The 23,446-nt window shown below is 32.6% G+C and carries 25 protein-coding genes; 21 read left to right on the top strand and 4 right to left on the bottom strand.

Annotated elements, in window-relative coordinates:
* The first annotated feature begins 9 nt into the window (after positions 1 to 9).
* The 19 genes from ACEE93_RS04155 to brnQ3 all read left to right on the top strand — a co-directional run bounded on the left by ACEE93_RS04155 (position 10) and on the right by brnQ3 (position 19,097).
* Complete coding sequence (locus ACEE93_RS04155; protein ID WP_449155971.1) at positions 10 to 486, top strand: dihydrofolate reductase; 477 nt, start codon at positions 10 to 12, stop codon at positions 484 to 486.
* 20 nt (positions 487 to 506) lie between these two features.
* Complete coding sequence (locus ACEE93_RS04150; RefSeq protein ID WP_449155972.1) at positions 507 to 1,361, top strand: DegV family protein; 855 nt, start codon at positions 507 to 509, stop codon at positions 1,359 to 1,361.
* Between the two features lie 15 nt (positions 1,362 to 1,376).
* Positions 1,377 to 1,898: a peptide-methionine (S)-S-oxide reductase MsrA gene (msrA, locus tag ACEE93_RS04145; RefSeq protein ID WP_449155973.1), complete on the top strand. Its 522-nt coding sequence runs from the start codon at positions 1,377 to 1,379 to the stop codon at positions 1,896 to 1,898.
* Positions 1,898 to 2,329: a peptide-methionine (R)-S-oxide reductase MsrB gene (gene msrB / locus ACEE93_RS04140; protein ID WP_449155974.1), complete on the top strand. Its 432-nt coding sequence runs from the start codon at positions 1,898 to 1,900 to the stop codon at positions 2,327 to 2,329. Before msrA ends, msrB begins: the two co-directional genes overlap by 1 nt.
* Before the next feature lie 12 nt (positions 2,330 to 2,341).
* A complete protein-coding gene (locus tag ACEE93_RS04135; protein WP_449155975.1) occupies positions 2,342 to 2,842 on the top strand; it encodes a PTS sugar transporter subunit IIA in 501 nt (166 codons plus the stop codon).
* Positions 2,842 to 3,063 carry a YozE family protein gene (locus ACEE93_RS04130; RefSeq protein ID WP_449155976.1) on the top strand — a complete coding sequence of 74 codons (222 nt, stop codon included), beginning with the start codon at positions 2,842 to 2,844 and terminating at the stop codon, positions 3,061 to 3,063. Before ACEE93_RS04135 ends, ACEE93_RS04130 begins: the two co-directional genes overlap by 1 nt.
* Before the next feature lie 245 nt (positions 3,064 to 3,308).
* Positions 3,309 to 4,745 carry a S41 family peptidase gene (locus ACEE93_RS04125; RefSeq protein ID WP_449155977.1) on the top strand — a complete coding sequence of 479 codons (1,437 nt, stop codon included), beginning with the start codon at positions 3,309 to 3,311 and terminating at the stop codon, positions 4,743 to 4,745.
* A 61-nt stretch (positions 4,746 to 4,806) separates the two neighbouring features.
* Positions 4,807 to 5,877 (top strand): undecaprenyldiphospho-muramoylpentapeptide beta-N-acetylglucosaminyltransferase, encoded by a 1,071-nt coding sequence (locus tag ACEE93_RS04120; protein ID WP_449155978.1) that lies wholly within the window; start codon positions 4,807 to 4,809, stop codon positions 5,875 to 5,877.
* Positions 5,878 to 5,890: 13 nt separating this feature from the next.
* Entirely contained in the window at positions 5,891 to 6,505 is a 615-nt protein-coding gene (locus tag ACEE93_RS04115; protein ID WP_449155979.1) for a phosphatase PAP2 family protein, read from the top strand.
* 340 nt (positions 6,506 to 6,845) lie between these two features.
* Positions 6,846 to 7,520, top strand: a complete 675-nt coding sequence (locus tag ACEE93_RS04110) for a response regulator transcription factor (protein WP_449155980.1) — start codon at positions 6,846 to 6,848, stop codon at positions 7,518 to 7,520.
* Complete coding sequence (locus ACEE93_RS04105; RefSeq protein WP_449155981.1) at positions 7,517 to 8,893, top strand: HAMP domain-containing sensor histidine kinase; 1,377 nt, start codon at positions 7,517 to 7,519, stop codon at positions 8,891 to 8,893. The genes ACEE93_RS04110 and ACEE93_RS04105 overlap by 4 nt, the downstream gene beginning before the upstream one ends.
* 86 nt (positions 8,894 to 8,979) lie before the next feature.
* Positions 8,980 to 11,769 (top strand): 2-oxoglutarate dehydrogenase E1 component, encoded by a 2,790-nt coding sequence (locus ACEE93_RS04100; RefSeq protein ID WP_449155982.1) that lies wholly within the window; start codon positions 8,980 to 8,982, stop codon positions 11,767 to 11,769.
* Positions 11,770 to 11,781: 12 nt separating this feature from the next.
* Positions 11,782 to 13,059 carry a dihydrolipoyllysine-residue succinyltransferase gene (gene sucB, locus ACEE93_RS04095; protein WP_449155983.1) on the top strand — a complete coding sequence of 426 codons (1,278 nt, stop codon included), beginning with the start codon at positions 11,782 to 11,784 and terminating at the stop codon, positions 13,057 to 13,059.
* A 251-nt stretch (positions 13,060 to 13,310) separates the two neighbouring features.
* A complete protein-coding gene (locus ACEE93_RS04090; protein WP_449155984.1) occupies positions 13,311 to 13,544 on the top strand; it encodes a hypothetical protein in 234 nt (77 codons plus the stop codon).
* Between the two features lie 39 nt (positions 13,545 to 13,583).
* Positions 13,584 to 14,390, top strand: coding sequence for a VOC family protein (locus ACEE93_RS04085; protein WP_449156410.1), 807 nt, complete (start codon positions 13,584 to 13,586; stop codon positions 14,388 to 14,390).
* Between the two features lie 13 nt (positions 14,391 to 14,403).
* Positions 14,404 to 14,607, top strand: a complete 204-nt coding sequence (locus ACEE93_RS04080; protein WP_449155987.1) for a DUF6501 family protein — start codon at positions 14,404 to 14,406, stop codon at positions 14,605 to 14,607.
* Positions 14,608 to 14,928: 321 nt separating this feature from the next.
* On the top strand, positions 14,929 to 15,723 hold the full coding sequence (locus ACEE93_RS04075; protein WP_449155988.1) for an AAA family ATPase: 795 nt from the start codon (positions 14,929 to 14,931) through the stop codon (positions 15,721 to 15,723).
* A gap of 13 nt (positions 15,724 to 15,736) precedes the next feature.
* Positions 15,737 to 17,632 carry a vWA domain-containing protein gene (locus tag ACEE93_RS04070; RefSeq protein WP_449156409.1) on the top strand — a complete coding sequence of 632 codons (1,896 nt, stop codon included), beginning with the start codon at positions 15,737 to 15,739 and terminating at the stop codon, positions 17,630 to 17,632.
* Positions 17,633 to 17,750: 118 nt separating this feature from the next.
* Positions 17,751 to 19,097 (top strand): branched-chain amino acid-like transporter carrier protein BrnQ3, encoded by a 1,347-nt coding sequence (gene brnQ3, locus ACEE93_RS04065; protein WP_449156408.1) that lies wholly within the window; start codon positions 17,751 to 17,753, stop codon positions 19,095 to 19,097.
* Positions 19,098 to 19,132: 35 nt separating this feature from the next.
* Here the strand turns inward: brnQ3 and ACEE93_RS04060 are convergent, their stop codons facing one another.
* From ACEE93_RS04060 to ACEE93_RS04050, 3 genes are read right to left on the bottom strand one after another with little or no spacing between them, the layout of a single operon-like run.
* The gene (locus ACEE93_RS04060; protein WP_449155991.1) at positions 19,133 to 20,305 is read right to left on the bottom strand and encodes a toxic anion resistance protein; all 1,173 of its coding nucleotides are present in this window, start codon (positions 20,303 to 20,305) and stop codon (positions 19,133 to 19,135) included.
* Complete coding sequence (locus ACEE93_RS04055) at positions 20,302 to 20,943, bottom strand: 5-bromo-4-chloroindolyl phosphate hydrolysis family protein (protein WP_449155992.1); 642 nt, start codon at positions 20,941 to 20,943, stop codon at positions 20,302 to 20,304. Before ACEE93_RS04055 ends, ACEE93_RS04060 begins: the two co-directional genes overlap by 4 nt.
* 12 nt (positions 20,944 to 20,955) lie before the next feature.
* Positions 20,956 to 21,228 (bottom strand): acylphosphatase, encoded by a 273-nt coding sequence (locus ACEE93_RS04050; protein WP_449155993.1) that lies wholly within the window; start codon positions 21,226 to 21,228, stop codon positions 20,956 to 20,958.
* A gap of 141 nt (positions 21,229 to 21,369) precedes the next feature.
* On the opposite strand from ACEE93_RS04050, the gene ACEE93_RS04045 reads away from it, so the two are divergent.
* Together ACEE93_RS04045 and cspA are read left to right on the top strand one after the other, a co-directional pair.
* On the top strand, positions 21,370 to 21,678 hold the full coding sequence (locus ACEE93_RS04045; protein WP_449155994.1) for a DUF1033 family protein: 309 nt from the start codon (positions 21,370 to 21,372) through the stop codon (positions 21,676 to 21,678).
* Between the two features lie 175 nt (positions 21,679 to 21,853).
* Entirely contained in the window at positions 21,854 to 22,054 is a 201-nt protein-coding gene (gene cspA, locus ACEE93_RS04040) for a cold shock protein CspA (protein WP_001831260.1), read from the top strand.
* Positions 22,055 to 22,179: 125 nt separating this feature from the next.
* On the opposite strand, the gene lysA is transcribed toward cspA, so the two are convergent.
* Positions 22,180 to 23,445 carry a diaminopimelate decarboxylase gene (gene lysA / locus ACEE93_RS04035; protein ID WP_449155995.1) on the bottom strand — a complete coding sequence of 422 codons (1,266 nt, stop codon included), beginning with the start codon at positions 23,443 to 23,445 and terminating at the stop codon, positions 22,180 to 22,182.
* Position 23,446: the final 1 nt, after the last annotated feature.

The following is a 23,446-nucleotide window of genomic DNA, read 5'->3' as shown; positions in this document are numbered from 1 at the left end:
TTTTATATTATGACATTATCTATTTTAGTAGCTCATGATCAAAATAGAGGCATTGGTTTTGAAAATCAATTACCTTGGTATTTACCAAATGATTTAAAACATGTTAAGCAATTATCTACGGGTAATACACTTGTTATGGGACGTAATACATTTGAATCGATTGGTAAAGCACTACCTAACCGGAGAAATGTCGTACTTACACGCGATCAAAATTTTAAAGCAGACGGCGTAGATGTTATTCATAATGTTGAGGATATTAATCAACTCGAAGGCCATGTCTTTATTTTTGGTGGTCAATCACTGTTTGAAATGTTTATTGATAAAGTAGATGACATGTATATCACGGTTATAGAAGACAAGTTTCAAGCAGACACTTTCTTCCCTCCATATGATTTCGAAGATTGGGAAGTAGAGTCGGCTGTTGAAGGTACTGTCGATGAAAAAAATAAATATCCGCATACATTTTTACATTTAGTACGTAAATAACAATCGAAGGAGCAACTTAGATGCAAAAAATTATAGTGACGGATTCCACTTCAGATTTAGATAGCACATTTATCAAAGAACATAACATTCAAGTTATTCCACTAAGTGTGACTATCGATGGCAAAAGCTATCAAGATCAAATTGATATTTCGTCAGAAACATTTATACAATATCTAGAAAAAGAAGATAAAAACTTAAAAACAAGTCAACCACCTATTGGACAATTTATCGATACTTATCAGGCATTAACAGATCAAGGCTATGAAATTATAAGCATTCATTTATCATCTGGTCTGAGTGGTACTTATCAAACAGCTGTCCAAGCAAGTCATATGATTAATAATGGTAAAATCACTGTGATTGATTCTAAATCAATCTCTCATGGCTTAGGTTACCAATTAAAATACCTAGTAGATTGGATAGAGGCAGGCTTAACAACTGAAGAGATTGTAAGTAAAATTCAAAAATTACAAAAAAACATTAAATTGTTTGTAGTGATCGGCCAACTTGATCAACTTGTTAAAGGTGGTAGAATTAGTAAAACAAAAGGAATTATAGGTAATTTAATTAAAATCAAGCCTATAGGTGAATTAGTTGACGGTCATTTAGAAATGCAACACAATGCCAGAACACAAGGGGCTTGTATTAAATATATGGTCAACGAACTTAAATCTTTTGTGCCAGATGGACAAATTGAATCAGTAGGTATTTCGCATGCGCATGCATTAAACTTTCTCGAGAAAATTAAAGACAAGTTAGACGAAACATTTAACATTTTGCATTTTGATAAGAGTCATACTACGCCAATCATCTCATCACATACGGGTGTTGGTGCGATCGGTTTAGTAGTCCTTAAAAATAGCGCACATATTTAAAATGGAGGCGATATTATGGCATACGCAACTTTAGCAGGTGGTTGTTTTTGGTGTATGGTTAAACCTTTTGATCAATTCGAAGGTATTAACTCGGTTACTTCCGGATATAGTGGAGGTCATGTCGAAAATCCAACTTATGAAGAAGTTTGTACGAATACAACAGGCCATGTTGAAGCTGTACAAATCGATTTTGATCCATCACTCATTTCCTATGAAGATATATTAGATATTTATTTCAAAACATTTGATCCAACTGATAAAGAAGGACAATTTTTCGATCGAGGCGAAAGCTATCGTCCAGTCATTTTTTATCATAATGACGCTCAAAAAGAAATCGCGGAACAAAAGATTACGGATTTAAACAATCAACATATTTTTGATAAACCGATTGTGACACCTATAGAACCTTACAAAAATTTCTATCTGGCTGAATCCTATCATCAAGATTATTACAAAAAACATCCAATGCATTATGCCCAATATCAAAAAGGGTCAGGCCGAAAAGACTTTATCGACAAACATTGGGGGACGAATTAATGTATCGAAAAAATAAAGAAGATTTAACAGATTTAGAATATCTTGTGACACAACAAGATGGTACCGAACCACCATTTAATAACGAGTATTGGAACCACTTTGAAAAAGGCATTTATGTAGATAAGCTTTCTGGTAAACCTTTATTTACATCAGAAGACAAGTTTGAATCTGATTGTGGTTGGCCAAGTTTTTCAAAAGCAATCGATGATAAAGAGATTATAGAATTAGCTGATAAATCATTAGGTATGCTTCGTACAGAAGTGCGCTCAGAAGATAGCAATAGTCATTTAGGACATGTTTTTGATGATGGCCCAAAAGAACGTGGAGGCTTACGTTATTGTATTAATTCTGCCGCCGTCCAATTCATACCTTATGAAAAATTAGAAGCGCTCGGTTACGGCGATGTCATCAAGTATTTTAATCAAAAATAGGGAGAGATTATTATGTTTAAAAAATTATTTGGAAAAGATAAACAAGTTAGCAAGGATATTGAAGTTTTCGCACCAATGTCAGGCGAATTTGTAAAAATTGAAGATATTCCTGATCCAGTATTTGCTCAAAAAATGATGGGTGATGGCTTTGGTATAGAACCTTCTGAAGGTATGGTCGTTTCGCCAATCGAAGGCGTAGTTGATAACGTTTTTCCAACTAAACACGCGATTGGTTTAAAAGCAGATAACGGATTAGAAGTACTAGTGCATATTGGTATCGACACAGTCCAATTAAATGGAGAAGGGTTTGACATTCTTGTAAATAGTGGCGATAGAGTCAGTGTCGGTGATGAACTAGTTCAATTTGATGTGGACTATGTTACTGACAATGCGAAATCTATTGTTTCTCCTGTGATCTTAACAAATAGTGACCAAACATCATCTATTGATTTCAATGAACAGACTTCACTGACAAAAGGTGAAACAAAAGTAATTGATGTGACTGTCTCATAATGAAAGATGCTTCTTTTTATCAGTATGCTCTAACAGTTCGTGGTTCAAATGATGAGAAAGGTCAATTGGCAGAGCTTATTTACGAAGACCTCTCATTTCCAAAATATACACAAGATTTTAATGAATTATCCGAACATATTGAGACACATGGTCAATATACTATACCTATGTCTTATTTTGATGATCTTTACGAGGATTATCAAAATTGGCTTGAATTTTAATATTTTGTATCATTGAACTTTTATATGATTATATTTAAATCATTTGAAGAAGTGGGGCTAAGTTTAAACGAGATGTGACTTGTTTAATCAATGTTGACACAACGCGTTCGCATGTTGTTTATTCGCCCCCGTCTTCCTCTACATAATATATCATCTACTGTACAAGCCAATATATAACATTATATAATCTTGCTTAGCCACCTTAGTCTTGGATTTCAAAATTTATTTAGAAAGGTGGTGGCTCAATGAAAGAACGTCGTACTTCTAAAACGAAACACACCCAATATGTTAAATTAAACCATCTTGTGATTAGCATACTTATTACATTCATACTTACTGCACTCGTCACGAGTAGTATATTCTTTTTATATACCTCTAATCATAAAAAAGATGAAGTTGATAATAACGCAGATAAATTAAGTAATATCTATCAACTCATAGCCAATGATTATTATCAAAATCAAGATAAAGATGACCTTATGGAAAAAGCTGTCAAAGGAATGACAGATAGTTTAAACGATCCATACACAGAATATTTAAGTAAAGATGAAACTGAGGCATTTAACGAAGATATGTCTGGGGATTTTGTAGGTATTGGTGCTGAAATGGAACAAAAAGATGAAGGCATTTTTATTTCAACCCCATTAAAGGATTCTCCCGCTGAAAAAGTAGGGTTAAAATCTAATGATCAGGTCCTTAAAATAGATAATCAATCGATTAAAGATAAAAAACTCAGTGATATTATTCCAAAAATAAGAGGTAAAAAAGGGACAACTGTTTCTTTAACCATTAAACGTAACGATGCAGTCCAAACGTATGATATTAAAAGAGATACTATACATGTGGAAAGTGTTGAGCATCAAAAAGTTGATGACATTGATGTATTTAAAATCAATAAATTTCAAGAAGGTACAGCTGGAGAATTAAAAATGGGTATTCAAAAAGCTCAGAAACAAGGCGCTAATCAAATACTTCTTGATTTAAGAAATAACCCTGGCGGCCTGCTTGATGAAGCAGTAAAAATGGCAAATATTTTTATGGAAAAAGATGAAGTTGTTGTACAATTAGAAAAAGGTGACAAAACTGAAAAAGTGCGTACTTCTAATGAACCACTAAAAAATATTGATCAACTAGATGTATCTATATTAATCAATGATGGCTCTGCAAGTGCTTCAGAGGTCTTTACAGGTGCTTTAAAAGACAGTGGCATTGCAAAAGTATACGGTGAAACTTCTTTTGGTAAAGGAATCGTTCAAACCACACATTCGTTTAGTGACGGTTCTTTACTCAAATTCACAGAAATGAAATGGCTCACACCTAAACATCAGGATATCCATAAAAAAGGCATAAAACCTGACGTCAAAACTGAAGGTGCGAGTTATGAAAACATCAAACCGATTCCTCAAGATAAGACTTTACAAGAGGGAGATAAGAATAAAAGCGTTCAATCAATTAAAATAGGCTTACGCGCACTGGGTTATGATATTTCAACAACTAATACAAGCTATGATCAAAATCTAGCTAATGCCGTCTCTGAGTTTCAAAAAGACCACAAATTAACTTCAAATGGCCAATTTGATGCTAAAACAAATCAAACATTTACAGAACAATTGATCAAAAAATCATCAAAAGAAGACCCTATGTTACGACAAACCATTCAAAAAATTAACGACGCATCATAGTCTTTTTTGATAAACTGTAAATGATTAAATAGACTTTATATTAAGAAGCGAGAGGATTACTATGGTTAAAATTGCATTTACTGGAGGAGGCACTGTAGGTCATGTTTCAGTCAACCTCAGTCTCATTCCAGAAGCTCAAAATAAAGGTCATCAAACCTTTTATATTGGCTCCAAGAATGGCATCGAACGCGAAATGATTACTTCACAATTGCCAAATACACCTTATCATACGATTTCAAGTGGTAAATTACGCCGCTACATTTCATTTGATAACATTAAGGACATTTTTAAAGTAATGAAGGGTGTATTGGATGCACGTAAAATCTTAAAAAAAGAAAAACCGGATTTACTCTTTTCAAAAGGTGGGTTTGTATCAGTACCAGTTGTACTTGCAGCTAAATCTTTAAACATTCCGATCATTATTCATGAATCTGACTTAACACCTGGTTTAGCAAACAAAATTGCTTTAAAATTTGCTAAAAAACTTTATACTACCTTTGAAGATACATTGAAATATGTCCCTCAATCAAAAGCTGATTTTATCGGGCCAATTGTTCGAGAAAATCTTAAACATGGCCAACCAGAAAAAGGCTATGCTCATACTGGCTTTACTTCCGACCGCAAAGTGCTAATGATAATGGGTGGTAGTATGGGAAGTGCCAAGATTAATGATGCCATACGTAAAAATTTAAATGTACTACTAAAAGATTATCAAATCATTCATTTAACTGGTAAAGGCTTAAAAAATGAGGATATTGATCAACCAGGTTATGTACAGTATGAATTTGTCACGGATGAACTTACAGATTTATTATCCATTACAGACACCGTAGTTTCTCGTTCAGGATCAAATGCCATCTATGAATTTTTAGCATTACGTATACCTATGTTACTGATTCCTCTAGGGTTAGACCAATCAAGAGGAGACCAAATTGACAATGCGAAATTTTTCGAAAGTCAAGGTTTTGCTATTATGTTAGATGAATCAGAACTAAATGCTGATACATTGAAGAATTCATTAGATGCATTAGATCACAATCGAGAGCAGTATTTAAAAAATATGTCATCATTTACAGAAAGCTATACAAATGTGACATTGCTGAACAAGATTTTAAGTGATGCATTGAACTAGGGAGGATGTCATTTTGAGTCATTGGAAAAGAATTTCTTTATTAGTTGTATTCACATTAATCTTCTCTATTATTGCGTTTTTTCACGAATCACGCTTAGGAAAATGGATAGACAAAGAAGTGTATGAGTTCATCTATTCCTCAGAAAGTTTTATTACTACATCTATTTTCTTTGGTGCTACACAAATCGGTGAAGTATGGATGATGATCACTTTATCATTAATTGTGGCAGTGTTACTTTTACTATACCGATATAAGGTTGAAGCATTATTTTTCGCCTTAACAATGATTTTGTCTGGAATCTCAAATCCAATTTTAAAAAATATATTCGATAGAGAGCGTCCTACAATATTAAGACTAATTGATATTAGTGGTTTTAGTTTTCCTAGCGGTCATGCAATGGGATCAACTGCTTTTTTCGGTAGTCTCATCTACATTAGTCATCGCATTTTAAAAGGGAAATCTAAATCCTTTGTTATAGCATTAAGTGTCCTCTTTATAATACTAATTTCATCATCTCGTGTTTATTTAGGGGTACACTATCCAACTGATATATTAGCAGGTATTATTGGTGGCGCATTTTGTATCGTCTTTACACAATTAATACTTAGAAAACCACTTAAATTGTAAAATATTGAGCACAAAGTCATGACAGTAAATCCCTTCTCATTGAGTAGTCAACAAATAGTTATTACTTAAATGAGAAGGGATTCTTTAGAATATAATGGTATGATTAAGTTTGAATGAACCAAAAAAAGTTGAGACATTAATACGAATGTCTCAACTATAATTTAGTTTCTTTACGGGCATATAAAGGGGATAATTGAAAATGATTATAATTGATAATTCTGTAGTATAGGGGGGATTGATAATCATTTTCAATTACATTATACCTTATTGAGAATGATTGTCAATTAAAAATCTAATAAAAATAACAAAAATTAAATATTCGTCAAATGGAGGTCACAAAATGGTGAAAGTACTCGTTGTGGAAGACGAACAAAATTTAGCACGTTTCATCGAATTAGAACTAAAACACGAAAATTATGAAGTTGATATTCAATATGATGGTCGAGCTGGATTAAACAAGGCATTGCAACAAGATTACGATATTATTTTGTTGGATTTAATGCTTCCTGAAATGGATGGGTTAGAAGTTTGCCAGAGGATTCGAAAACAAAAAGAAACACCAATTATTATCATCACTGCAAAAGGTGAAATATACGATAAAGTCACAGGACTCGATTACGGTGCAGATGATTATATTGTTAAACCGTTTGAAATAGAAGAATTACTTGCGAGAATGCGTGCTAGAATTCGTCGTTCAACTGAAAGAAATTCATCACATGATATGATTAACATTAACGGACTTGTAATAGATAAAAGTGGCTTTAATGTAACTTGTGATAATGAAAAATTAGAACTAACCAAAACAGAATTCGATTTATTGCTCCTGTTAGCTGAAAATAAAAATCATGTACTACAAAGAGAGCAAATATTAGATCATGTTTGGGGTTATGAATCAGAAGTAGAAACAAATGTTGTGGATGTATATATACGCTATATTCGAAATAAATTAAAACCATATAATAAACATACGCTCATTGAAACAGTTCGTGGGGTAGGTTACGTGATTAGACAATGAAGCAATCTACTTTAAAAACAAAATGGACATTAGTTACTACTACAATTACATTTTTAATTATCTTTGTGTTTTGCTTGCTCATTATTTACGCCATCAGTAGCTTACTTAAACAAAACGAATTAACGAAAGCTGAAAATAGTGTAGATGATGTCATTAACTTACTCGATACTAAACCTTTAAAAAACATTAATGCAGTGGAATATAGCTCTGTAACAGACAGTTACCAAAAAGTGGTAATATATGATAAAAGTGGACAACAACGCGTTGAAAATTCTAATACATCAGATATTGAATATACTCCGCCGTTTAAAAAATATCATTCTCGAAATATCAAAATTGTTAGAGAGAACACAAATTCTTATGTGGTGGTCTACAGCCCAGTCGAAACTGATTACTTTAATGGTTATGCCATCATCGTCCATTCCTTAGATGTATATGAGGATCTTTTAAACTTTATCACATATCTCGCATTAATTTTTGGATTAATTGCATTATTTGTTACAGGTATTATCAGTTACATCTTTTCATCCCAAGTGACGCGCCCTTTAAGTATCATTACAGAAAAAATGACTCAAATTCGTCGAGACGGCTTCCAAGAAAAATTACATGTGCAGACAAATTATGAAGAAACAGATGCTTTGATTGATACTTTCAACAGTATGATGCTTAAATTGGAAGACTCTTTTAACCAACAAAAACAATTTGTTGAAGATGCGTCTCACGAATTAAGAACACCGCTTCAAATCATTAGAGGGCACTTAAATTTAATTCAAAGATGGGGTAAAAAAGATCCTGAAGTGTTAGAGGAATCTTTAACGATATCTATCGAAGAAATGAATAGAATTATTAAACTGATTGAAGAACTTCTATTATTAACAAAAAATGATAACCAGGCATTGGAAAATCAGGTTGAAAAAGTAGATGTAAATGAAGAAATTAAAAATAGAATTCATTCATTTCAAAAGATCCATAAAGACTATCACTTTTCTTTTAATACCAATCAAGATTTTATATATATTAATATTAATGCGTTTCACCTAGAACAAATTTTATTAATTTTCATAGATAACGCTATTAAATACGATCAAGTTAATAAAACAATAGATGTTCAAACGCAACTGATTAATAATCGTTTAATGATTACAATAACTGATTATGGTACTGGGATTCCTTTAGAAGATCAAGAACATATATTCAACCGTTTTTATCGCGTTGATAAATCAAGATCTCGTCAACAAGGTGGTAACGGGTTAGGACTTTCGATCGCAAAAAAACTTGTCAACCACTATGATGGACATATTTCGGTAAAAAGTGAAATAGGTAAATATACTTCTTTCACAATTACCTTTAATGAGCCTTTGTTAAGTGAGTAAGTACGGATTTATGTCTTTAAATGTTCACATTTTAATGCTATTATTGAACTGTAAGCGTTTTAACTTTTTTCTGTGGAGGGTGGATTATGAAGAACGATAAACAGGTGACAGAGGCACCTGTAAACTTCGGAGCAAATTTAGGATTAATGCTAGAATTGTATGACCAATTTCTAGAAGATCCGAGTTCAGTGACTGAAGATTTACAAGTACTCTTTAGTACTATTAAAGATGGTGAACCAAATGTCACAACACAATCAAATCAAACTAGTGCAGGGGACAGCACAATTAAACGTGTGATGAGACTAGTTGATAATATTAGACAATATGGACATTTACAAGCTGATATATATCCTGTAAATAAACCGGAAAGAAAGCATTTACCTAAATTAGAAATTGATGATTTCAATTTAGATCAACAAACGCTCGAAGGTATATCTGCAGAAATTGTGTCTGATCATTTTAAAGACATTTACGATAACGCGTATGAAGCAATATTAAGAATGGAAAAACGATATAAAGGGCCAATTGCTTTTGAATATACGCATATCAATAATAGTAAAGAGCGTGTATGGTTAAAAAGACGTATCGAAACACCATACAAAGCTAATTTAAACAAAGAAGAAAAAGTTAACTTATTTAAATTACTAGCAAACGTTGAAGGCTTTGAAAAATACCTTCAGAAAAACTTTGTAGGGGCTAAACGTTTCTCTATTGAAGGTGTAGATGCCTTAGTACCAATGATTTCACGTACTATTAAACGTGCCGCTGAATCTGAAATTTCTCATATTCAAATTGGTATGGCTCACCGCGGACGCCTAAATGTGTTAACACATATTTTAAAGAAACCATACGAAATGATGCTATCTGAATTCATGCATACTGATCCTATGAAGTTTTTACCTGAAGATGGTAGTTTATCACTTACGTCTGGTTGGACAAATGACGTTAAATATCATTTGGGTGGTACGAAGAAAACAGATGAATTTGGATTAGAGCAAACAATCAATTTATCAAACAACCCAAGTCACCTTGAAATTGTGGCACCTGTAGTAACTGGACGTACACGCGCTGTACAAGATATAACTGACCAACCTGGAAAAGTAACATCAGATCAATCTATTGCAATGCCAATTATTGTACATGGTGATGCTGCATATCCTGGACAAGGTGTAAACTTTGAAACAATGAACTTAGGTAATTTAGAAGGTTTCAATACTGGCGGTACAATGCATATCATCACAAACAATAGAATTGGATTCACTACTGATCCAATCGATGGTCGTTCTACTACATATGCAACAGACGTGGCTAAAGGTTACGATGTACCAATTATGCACGTTAATGCAGACGATGTAGAAGCAACAATGGAAGCCATCGATATTGCAATGGAATTTAGAGAAACTTTCCATAAAGATGTGGTTATTGATTTAGTCGGTTATCGTCGTTATGGTCATAACGAAATGGATGAGCCAACTTTAACAAATCCATTACCATATAAAAATATTAAAAAACACCCAACTGTCGAACATATTTATGGGGATAAATTAGTAGACGAAGGCATTATCGATAAAGAAGAAAAAGACCGTGTTATCGATGAAGCTCAAAAAACTATGCGACAAGCGCATGATCGCATTGATAAAGATGATAAAAATACTAACACTAATATGGAAAGACCAGAATCACTTGCTGAGCCTTTAGCAGATAATAGTTCGGAATTATCATTTGATCGTCTTAAAGAAATCAATGATGCCATGTTAACTTATCCAGAAGACTTTAAGATTCTGAAAAAGTTAAATCGTATTTTAGAACAAAGAAAAGAACCATTTGAAAAAGAAGATGGCTTGGTTGACTGGGCTCATGCAGAACAACTGGCATTTGCAACAGTAATGCAAGAAGGAACGCCTATTCGAATGACTGGTCAAGACTCAGAGAGAGGTACTTTCAGTCAACGTCATGCTGTATTACATGATCAAGATAATGGCGAAACATATATTCCTTTACGAAATGTACCAGACCAAAAAGCAACTTTTGATATTTATAATTCACCACTTTCAGAAGCTGCTGTGGTTGGTTTTGAATATGGTTATAATGTCCAAAAACCAGAGTCATTTAATTTATGGGAAGCACAATTTGGTGACTTTTCAAATATGGCGCAAATGTATTTTGATAACTTTATTTTTGCAAGTAATGCAAAATGGGGAGAACGTTCAGGATTAACTTTCTTATTACCACATGCTTATGAGGGACAAGGTCCAGAACATTCATCTGCCCGTTTAGAACGTTTCTTACAATTAGCAGCCGAAAATAATATGACTGTATGTAACTTATCTAGCGCTAGTAACTATTTCCATTTATTACGTGCTCAAGCAGCAAGTTTAGGGACAGATGCGATGAGACCTTTAGTATTAATGACACCAAAAGGATTATTACGTAATAAAACAGTTGCTAAACCAATTAATGAATTTACATCAGGTCAATTCAAACCAGTAATTGTAGAAGAACATGAAGCTTCAAAAGTTAAAAAAGTGATTCTCGCTTCAGGAAAAGTCTTAATTGACTTGAAAGAAAAGTTACAAGAATCACCTCAACCTGAAATCTTACTCGTTGCGGTTGAACGATTATACCCATTCCCAGAAGACGAGATTGAAGAAGTGCTTAACTCACTTCCAAACTTAGAAACGATTGAATGGGTACAAGAAGAACCTGAAAATCAAGGTGCTTGGAACTTTGTATATCCAATGTTAAATCGACTTTCAGGTGATCAATATACATTGAGTTATGAAGGTAGACCAAGACGTGCCGCACCTTCAGAAGGTGACGCAGAAATTCACAAGCTTGTTCAAAATAAAATTATTGAAAATAGCTTAAATTTATAGGGGGCAAATAAAATGGCAGAGGTAAAAGTACCAGAATTAGCAGAATCTATTACAGAAGGTACCGTTGCAGAATGGTTAAAACAAGTTGGAGATTCTGTTGATAAAGGGGACGCAATTTTAGAATTAGAAACAGATAAAGTTAATGTTGAAGTTGTAACTGAAGAAGCAGGTACAATTCAAGAATTGTTAGCAGAAGAAGGAGACACAGTTGAAGTAGGCCAAGCAGTTGCTGTCGTTGGAGAAGGAGACGCTAAACCTTCAAATGATCAATCAGATAAAGGCGATACTCAATCTTCAGATAACAGTTCAGACAATAATAAAGACGAACAATCTTCTAATAACAAAGAAAATGATGACAAAAAGAATACAGAGGAAGAAACTAAGTCTTCAAATGAACGCGTTAATGCAACACCATCAGCTAGACGTGCTGCTCGCGAAAAAGGTATTGATTTAAATCAAGTTAGTGGTAAAGCAAATGATGTCATTCGAAAAGAAGATGTAACGAATGAATCACAAAACAATAAAGCTTCAGAATCTAAAAAATCTGAAGACAAAAATGAATCAAAAGCGCCATCTAAACCAAGCAAACCTGTTATTCGTGAAAAAATGAATCGCAGAAAGAAAACAGCAGCGAAAAAATTACTTGAAGTAAGTAATAATACTGCAATGCTTACAACATTTAATGAAGTAGATATGACTAATGTTATGAATTTACGTAAACGTAAAAAAGAACAGTTTATGGAAAATCATAATGGTACTAAATTAGGATTTATGTCATTCTTTACTAAAGCAGCAGTAGCAGCACTTAAGAAATATCCAGAAGTCAATGCTGAAATTGATGGAGAAGATATGGTTACTAAACAATATTACGATATTGGCGTGGCTGTATCGACACCAGGAGGCTTATTAGTTCCTAATGTTCGTGATTGCGATAAGAAAAACTTCGCTGAAATTGAAGAAGAAATTGCGAACCTAGCCGTTAAAGCACGTGATAACAAATTATCACTTGACGATATGATGAACGGTTCATTTACCATTACAAATGGTGGTGTCTTTGGCTCAATGATGTCAACACCTATTATTAACGGTAATCAAGCTGCCATTTTAGGTATGCACTCTATCATTACTCGTCCAATTGCTATCGATAAAGATACTATTGAAAACAGACCAATGATGTATATCGCATTAAGTTATGACCACCGTATTATTGACGGTAAAGAAGCTGTTGGTTTCTTAAAAACAATTAAAGAACTTATCGAAAATCCTGAAGATTTATTATTAGAATCTTAATTTGAATAATTACAATATATCAGTGATTTAAAAAAGAACAGTTGATTAAGAGGTTGGGACAAAGATATTTTATGTTCCAACCTTTTACTTATATTATTTCTTACTATCATGTGAAGATGTAAACTATACATATTTAATTATATATTTTATACTAAAGAGGCATACCATTATGTCTAAATTCATGATGGTTGATGAACATTACAAGGTTTCAACTTAGTTTAAAGTGTCATCGATAGTTAAAGAGGTGTCTTATGGATCGAAAGCTATTAATCCCACTTGTAACAATAGGTATTTTTATTGTAATCATCAATATGATACTTGTCGTTTTAGCCTTTATGGGGAAGGTAGAGCATAATCCTATATTAGAAACAATAGGTTTGTTACTTCTTATATTATATAGTATTGATAAACTTAAAAATTATTCGAGTAAGCAATTATATTTATTTGCAGGACTTGTTTTTATATTTTTGGGTATTTTCATATAGCATGATTACGCCATTTCATCATTATCAGGAGGGGTATCAATGTCAGGTATTCGCAGTATTACTTTAGGAACTGAAAATATAGACAAAACATATGATTTATTTCATAATATTATAGGTATGCCTTGTAAAAAACAGAAAAATGCGATTCAATTTGGCGATGCCTTTTTAAGTCCAGGAACGCGTTTACAATTTGTGGAAATACCTGAGTCTATCGCTAACGATTCATCCCATTTCAAAACAGTAGGCTTACGAACACCATCTCATCTAGGTGTTGATGAATACAAAGCTATTTTAGATACGCATGATATTCAGCATTCCGACACAACGTCATTAAATCAAAACCTTCATTTTCATTTTTGGGATGACAATGAACAACAATTTGATATTTTTTCAAATGAACTCAATGCGGGTATCCCTTTAGGTACACCTTCTGAAAATAGTAGTGTTAATCCAATTCATCAAGTACAAGGTGTTGGGCCTATCATACTACATACGATTAAAAAACCAGTATTAATGACGCTATTGTCTAAAATATTCAACTTCGAACCATATGCAAAATATCAACAAAACGGTCAAGATATTTTTGTTTTACAGAGAAGTGGAGGTGGATTGGGCGCAGAAATTCATGTATTAGCAGACAAAGATGAATTTCCCCAACATGACTATGGTGTTTTAGAACAGGTTGAATTTACCGCAGAAAATGCAGCAGAATTTCAAAATACTATCAAAACACTTAAAGAAAATGATATTCCTTATGAACATCTTAGAAATAGTGAAGCTCAAACGGAATCCATTCGTGTAATTGATATCACAGGGTTAGGTTTATTATTAACGTTAGACAAATGAAAGGAATGATTAAATGTTACATGAAACTTGGAAAGATAAAGCACCGATTAAGAAAGTAAAAGTGATTCATACTAATGCTCAGAAATTTACGGTCAGTGATATGTTAACTGTAGGTGAAATTTACCCAGTTGTTAATGAAACGGAAGAATATTACCAGATCATTGATAATTCTGGACATGTCGGTGGTTTTTACAAAGAATATTTTGAAGAAGTTTAATTAATTAAATTTAAATATTAAACTAAAACAAAGTGGTTGGGGAAGTACTTATTAGAAGGTAGATGATTGATCATCTCCTTCAAGTTTTATTGTATATGAAAATCAAATCAAACCAGCGTGGTTAAGCTAAATGTAGGATGTTATAGCAAATTAATAGTGGGTTAATAAATGCTATTTTACACTGCTATAAACCGGTATAGTCATTTATTCATATTAACCACGCTTTAGTATGATTTTCCACAATACAATAATACAGAATTTAAAGAAATAAGTACTTAGTCCCAGTCTTTTTTATTTTTAAACAGGAAAGGTGAAAGAATGATGGTTAAAAATACAGGTTATATTAATTCAGACCAAACAGTATATGAAGATGCTAAAAAATTATTTGATTTAAATAAAAATATCCTTTTAAAAGGTCCAACTGGCTCAGGTAAAACAAAATTAGCTGAGACATTGAGTAACGATGTGGCTTTACCAATGCATCAAGTCAATTGTTCTGTTGATTTAGATGCTGAAAGTTTATTAGGATTCAAAACGATTAAAACATCTGATAGTGGGCAACAAGAAATTGTATTTATTGATGGCCCAGTGATTCAAGCAATGAAAAAAGGTCATATTCTGTATATCGATGAAATCAATATGGCTAAACCAGAAACATTACCTATTTTAAACGGTGTACTTGATTATCGTCGTCAGTTAACGAATCCATTTACAGGGGAAGTCATTCAAGCTGCACCTGGCTTTAAAGTCATTGCAGCTATTAACGAAGGTTATGTCGGTACATTACCTATGAATGAAGCGCTCAAAAACCGTTTCGTTGTTATCAATGTTGAATATATCGATGGTGACACGTTACATGAAGTAATCAAAACTCAAAGTTTATTAAAGGATGATCAACTTATTTCTCAAATCATTAAATTTAATGAAGATTTACGTACAATGACGCAACAAGGACAGTTATCTGAAGAAGCAGCCAGCATTCGTGCACTCATCGATATGAGTGATTTAGCTACTGTTATGCCAATTGAACGCGCGATTAAACGTGCCATTATCGATAAATTAGAAGATGAACGTGAACAACAAGCTATTCAAAATGCTATAGAACTTAATTTTTAAAGGGTGATAACAGATGAGTGATCGCTTTATTATGTTTAACGACGAACAATTAGATGCGATGAAGGTAATGATGTTACAAGATTTAGCTCGTCTATTATTAAAAGATAAAGATGTAACTGTAAAAATTCATAAATTTCCTTATTATGATGCTTTAAATAAAGAAATGATATGCAGTTCTTTTTGGGCACATCGTTCTGAAAAAGTCGAACATATAGGATTAAAAACCGATATTTTACTTGCAACCTATAGTTATTTCAATATGGAACCTCAAATTGTCAATGAAGTGCTTTCTAATGAAGAGTCGTTTGAGCATCCTAAATTATATCGACAACTGTTTAAAATGATTGAAGAAATGCGCATTTTAAATTTAATTACAACTGAACGACCTAAAACAAAACCTATGATTGATTTAAGAAAACAAACACGTCTCCAATATTGTCAAACACAAATTAAAGTTTATCAGACTAAAACATTATGGACGGAACTATTTTTCTTAAATCTTGAGCATTCATTTTTAACAGAAAACTTTTTCGATGTACCATCCATTGATTCTGAAATAGATGATTTACTTCATATTATTTATGCTTATCTACCTGATGCATTTCAATTAACTTCAAGTGAAGATACGATGTATTTAGTCCAAAGAATCATGTTTCAAGTAGATGATTTATTAAATGACGACATGTTAAATGAATATTATCATATTCCACGTCGTGTTTATGAATCATTATCTGATATGACTCTTAATGATATTAAACGTATGGATGCTGCAAATGTAGATGGTCAAACAGATGAAAAAGAAGAAGACGTCGAAACGGAAAATATTGATTCTAAATCAGCGGATAGTGAAACTGCAGGTGGATCATATTTAGAAACAGAACTTCACGAAGGGGAAAATAGTGAAGTACTATCTGATAATGATACAGCTCGTGAAGGCGATGCATCAGATGATATTACAGATATGCAAACTAAAAAAGGGAAAGGTTCTACAAATAATACCCAAGATAATGAAGAAGGGGAAAACCTAGGTATTACAACACCTCAATTAAAATTAGCAGGTATTAATCAATTTGTAGATATACAATGGCATAAACCAACGATTCAAAATGATTATAATGCATTATATCAAGATGTAAAAACAGATATTCAATTTGAAACAAAAGACTTAATTCAAATTATAAAGAAAACTGTTGACCGAGAATATCAAGATATGCGTACAAATTTAACTAAAGGTAGATTACAAAAAAATCTAATCAATTGGTTTATTGATGATCAATATAAGATGTTTTACAAAAAAGCGGATCAAAGTCAAAGCTTTGACGCTACTTTTACACTTTTAATAGACGTTTCTGCTAGTATGCACGACAAAATGGACGAAACCATAAAAGGGGGCGTACTATTCCATGAAACATTAAAAGCGTTAAACGTTAAACATGAAATTTTAACATTTAGTGAGGATGCCTTTGAGACAGATGAATCATATCAACCAAATATTATAGAAGAAATTATCTCTTATCATCGTTCTACTTTTAATACTGATTCACCACGTATTATGGCGTTGACGCCTCAAGATGATAATCGTGATGGTGTCGCTATACGTGTCGCAAGTGATCGTCTGTTAAAACGTTCTGAGAAACAAAAGTTCCTTATTGTGTTCTCTGACGGGGAACCTTCTGCATTTAATTACAGTCAAGATGGTATTTTAGATACGTATGAAGCTGTCGAAATGTCTCGCAACTTAGGCATAGAAATATTCAACGTCTTTTTAAGTCAAGATCCTATTACTGAGGCAGTAGAGCAAACCATTCATAATATTTATGGTCAATATGCGATTTTTGTAGAAGGGGTTCATCACTTACCAAGTTTACTTTCTCCTTTACTCAAAAAATTATTGCTGAAGTCATTTTAATCAGTTAACGCACAAAATGAATATACAATTTTCAAATTTTCAGAAATCTTATAGACTTATTTTTTGAGATGTGTTAGAATAAATCATGTTTAAAAGCAAGGAGTTAAGGAGAATACTTATGAATAAGAATACGATTTTTATTGGATTTATGTTATTTGCTATCTTTTTTGGAGCAGGTAACCTGATATTTCCACCTAATTTAGGGCTATCGAGTGGAGAATTCTTTTGGCCTGCTATTGTCGCATTTGTAATAACAGGTATTGGTTTACCACTCTTAGCCGTTGTAGTGGGGGCATTGGATAAACAAGGTTACATAGGTGCGATTAATAAAATCCACCCAGCTTTTTCAATTATCTTTTTAGTTGTCATTTATTTAACAATTGGACCTTTGTTTGCGATACCAAGAACCGCATCAACATCATTCGAAATGACAATTACACCAATTATTCAATCTAGTAATCCACTTTGGTTATTTATTTTTTCAGTGATTTATTTCATCATTGTATTATATTTATGTTTAAATCCAGGAAAAATTGTAGATCGTATTGGTGCCATTTTAACACCACTATTATTAGTTACGATTTTAGCCATGATTATAAAAGGGTTTGTAGATTTCGGCGGTCAAGCACAAACAACAGCTGACCCTACAGCATACTCAAGTGGCATTAGTAGTTTTTCAAAAGGTTTCACTGAAGGTTACTTAACAATGGATGCTATCGCTGCAATTGCTTTTTCAATGATTGTAGTGAATGCAGTTAAAGCAACTGGCATTAAGCATGCAAATGATATATTTAAACAAACTGCGTTAGCTGGTATTATTGCAGCTGTTGCACTAGCATTTATTTATATTTCATTAGGCTTTATCGGAAACCATATGATCATTCCAACTGACACAATGAATAATTTAGTAGAGCAAGATCAAAATATTGGTACTTATTTATTAATTTCAATGGCAAACACTGGGTTTGGTTCACTAGGTAAATACCTACTAGGTATCGTAGTTGCATTGGCATGCCTCACAACAGCATGTGGATTAATTGTGTCTGTCAGTGAATACTTTAATAGTATTTTACCGAAAATACCTTATAAAGCTTACGTTATCTTTTTTACAGTGATTAGTTTAATCTTATCTAACTTTGGCTTAAATGCTGTTATTCAATTATCAGTACCAGTTTTATCCATTATTTATCCAGTGGCGATTACTTCTGTATTAATGATTTTAGTGACTCGTTTCTTCCCAACAAGACGCATAGTACAACAAGTTACAGTCGTCGTAATTACAATTGAATCAATACTCAGTGTGTTGAATAGTAATGGCTGGTTACAACTAAATTGGCTTAGTAAGCTACCACTACATGGTTATTCTTTAGAATGGTTCCCGGTTGCAATTATTGTATTCCTTGTAGCCTTTATCATTAGTCATATTACAAAATTTTCGAACGTTATCGTATATGAAAAAGAATAATAGTAACAAAAAAACCGACATAACTGTCGGTTTTTTTATTTGAAAGTATCTTTTTGATTTTTAGAAATGACCAATCGTTCTTTTAAATCCTTTTCTAAACCTTGTAATGTTTGTTCCGCTTCTTTTCGTTTTTGACGACCATCAGCTTGAATTTGAAGCGTTTCTTCAATTGTATTGATAATATTCTCTTGAGTAGTCTTTAATGTTTCAATATCTACAATACCGCGCTCATTTTCTTCGGCAGTAATTCTTGCATTTTGTTGTAACATCTCAGAGTTCTTTAATAACATTTCATTGGTCGTATCGGTCACTTGTTTCTGTGCTGTTGCCACTTTATTTTGACGTTGAAGGGTTAAAGCAATAGCCATTTGATTTTTCCATAATGGAATACTCGTCAAAATTGAACTTTGAATTTTTTCGATAAGTGCTTGATTAATATTTTGTATCATGCGAATTTGAGGTGCCGTTTGTAAAGTGATTTGTCGAGATAACTTCAGATCATATATACGTTTATCTAAACGATCTATAAATTGTTCCATATCTGCAATTTCTTGGATAATCATTTGATTTTGTTGACCTTCTGCATCTCTTTTCATTTTAGGTAACACAGATTGTTCAAGCTCTTCTTTTTTCCGTTCTGCGGCTGCAATATAAATATTGATGACATCATAATAATCTTTATTTTTAGTATACAAATCATCTAATAAGTGCACATCTTTTGATAATAAATCTTTATTTTTGTCCAATGTCACAGAAATGCGATCCACTTGAGCACTTACAGATTGCATACGAGAAAAGGTTTGTTGAAGTGATTGTTTTGTGTTCTTAAATAAACGTTTAATGAAATTATCATTCTTAGGTGATAAGTCATCTGGATTAACTTCTTTTAGCTTACTCATAAGTGACTCTAAAGTATCACCAACAGGGCCCACATCTTTAGATTGTATATTATCTAGCATTTTATGAGAAAACTGAGATAAGTGGCTTTGTGCATTAGCTCCAAATTGTAATAAACTATCATGATTTAAAGGTTCAATCTGATTAGATAGTTCTTTAATTTTTTGATGGTCTTGTTCTGAAAATGGATCGTCTTGTGGTGTTGTTTCATTAGGATTTTGAGATTGATTTACTTGTAACGCTTCATTTTCAAACGTATTAAAATAATTATCTAATGGGTGAGAGGACTGTTCCTTTGAACTTTGATTCATTTTTCATTCTCCTTTTCACTCATAGTTCTTTGTTGATACATATGATTTAATTTAATTTCTGTATCTAGCTGATCATAATCTTCTGCATTAAGTCGTTTTAAATCAGCAATTAATGTTCTTCTAACTTCTTCAAGTGTAATACGTGTTTGTTGTAACGTTTTTTTCTCATCTTTTGATTTCATAGGCATTTTAGCCAATCTTGTGTAACTATCAATTAAATTTAAGGCATGATCAATATGTGAGTAATAAAAGCTTTCAATATTGAAAAACTGATTCGGTCTTTGTTTAACTGTGTTATTGATTGTACGCGCAAGGCGATAAATATCATTGACTAATCTAAAGTCCTGGATAGACCGTATATTAATATATGATTTGAGTATTTTCTTGATTTTAGAACTCGCTGTATAAATTTGATTGTGAATATATCTATAATCCTTACGCGATAAATGCATTTCTTTTAAATAAGATTGCGATGTAAGTCTTTGTGTTGGAATATAACCTATAAAGAAACTTACAAAGCCAATCAATGCATCAAATACAAACATGATATCTAATGAGAATATGCTAATAAAAAAACCAATGATAGCTACTGGAATACCGACTAAAAAGCCAAATACACGCGAAATATTATACCTCATAACACTCTTCCTTTAAGATATTACTTTAAATTGGTCTAATTTTGAATCTACAGGTTCATGATATAGTTTATAATGGGTTACAGAAGAAGCAGGGGAGGCACCATTAGTCACCGCTTTTGTGAATTGCTCTAAGTTATCTTCTGACCCTTGAGCGAATATTTCTACATAATCATCAACATTTGCTACTGTACCTACTATGTGATGATCTCTTGCTAAACGTTCTGTATAATAACGGAACCCAACACCTTGGACCGTTCCGTAAACTTTAATATGATATTGTTTCAAATAAATCACCCCTTCATTTAATTATACTGTCTTTAACGCTAAAACTCTAATAATTAAGTGAACATATGTCCTTATAACTTGCAATTTTTTACTAAAAGTATTACGTTTTAGGATATGATTAACGTTCTTGGAGGTATTTTAATGTGGAAGCTAATTCAGATAAGAGCGGATTATGAAGGTTGGTGGTTGTTTGAAGATTGGCCAGAACATATTATAACGAGTCAACAATTTGATACTTATGAGGAATTGATGAATGCCTACACACAAGTCATCGAACAATCCAAATATAAATACGATAACTATATACTAGGGAAATATAATATGTACGCCTTTTATAATAATTGTGATTTAAACTTTTGTGAGCACTGTGATGAGGATTTACAAATTTTTGATAGTTACATTGTATTGGAAAATGAACAAATTTTTTATAAGCTGCCAGTCATTGACTAAATGAAAATTTTAATTTGTGTATTGCAAATAGAAAGTAGTTATCTTATAATAAGGTATAGCCAATAGTTTTTATTCCATATTGCAAAGAATATTTATCTTTAGCAGAGGACTTAGTATTTTTTGTAATATGCGAATAATTGCATATTGAATTTTAGTCTTGGAGGTTTCACATATTATGAAACAAGGTACAGTTAAATGGTTTAACGCTGAAAAAGGTTTTGGTTTTATCGAAGTTGAAGGTGAAAACGATGTATTCGTACACTTCTCAGCGATTAACCAAGAAGGATACAAATCATTAGAAGAAGGTCAATCAGTTGAATTTGAAGTAGTTGAAGGCGACCGCGGTCCACAAGCTGCGAACGTTGTTAAACTATAATAAATAGATGCAATGTTGACTCAAAAACAGTGAATACGCTTCACTGTTTTTTAATTTATAGAGATAAAACAAATGGAGTGGGGATGTACTATCCTCACTCCATTTATATTTATATAACGAATGATTTATTTAACATCATTGATAATGACTTGACGTAAGCTTTGGCGTTTAATGACTTCTCTCGCTTTACCATCTGCTACAAAAAAGACGGCAGGTTTTTGCATTTGATTATAATTGGAAGCCATACTGTAATGATAAGCACCTGTTGTTAATACTGCTATATAATCGCCACGTTTGATAGATGACGGTAATTGAGCTTGATGAATAATGATATCGCCTGATTCACATAATTTTCCAGCTACAGTAACTGTCTCATCCGCTTCCTCATTTCGATTTACAAGTAAAGCTTGATACTTTGCGTCATATAGTGCTGTACGGATATGATCACTCATACCTCCATCTACAGAGACGTATTTATTTACATTTGGAATATCTTTAATAGTACCGACTTCATATAAAGTTACGCCCGCTTCTGCAACAATAGAACGTCCTGGTTCAATACTTAACTTAGGTAGAGGGTAGTTCAGTGTTGTACACGTCTCTTTAATATGTTGAACAATTTTCGGGATACCTTCTTCAATATTGAATGCATGGTCTTCTTCCGTATAAGCTACACTAAAACCACCACCAAGATTTAATAATGGTACTTCTATATCGTGATCCTTTAACCACTGTAATACAATAGAAGCCGTTTCCATTAAACCAGTTGTATCTTCAATCTGAGAACCAATATGAAAGTGGATACCTTGTAAGTTTAAGTGATTCGATTCATTTACTTTCGTAACAGCTTGTTCAGCTAAACCATGTTTAAGAGAAAGACCAAATTTACTCTTTTCTTGTCCTGTTTTTATAAATTCATGAGTATGTGCTTCTACACCTGGATTAACTCTCAATAGCACATCAACTGATTTTGAAGCATATTTATCAATCATATCAATTTCATCTAATGCATCTACGACAAAATAACCAATATCATTTTCTAATGCATATTGAATTTCTTCTTTTGTTTTATTATTACCGTGAAAGTGAATATGTTTAGGATCAAAACCAGCTTCAAGGGCTGTATATAGCTCACCTAAAGATACAACATCTAAACCAAAATGTTCTTCCTCAGCTAGTTTAACCATTTGAATGCATGTAAAAGCTTTAGAAGCATAAGACAATTCATACGCAACATCGCTTTGTTGAAAAGCTTTGTGATAGCGTCTCATTTGATTTCTCATTTGAGTTTCATCATAAACAATAGTAGGGGTACCAAAGCTTTGAGCTAACATTTTTAAACTTGTCCCATGCATTGTTAGTTCTCCATATTGATTATATTCTACAGTCATG

The sequence above is a fragment of the Staphylococcus sp. 11262D007BW genome, from assembly GCF_053547815.1.
This window is presented reverse-complemented; position numbering and strand designations above follow the sequence as displayed.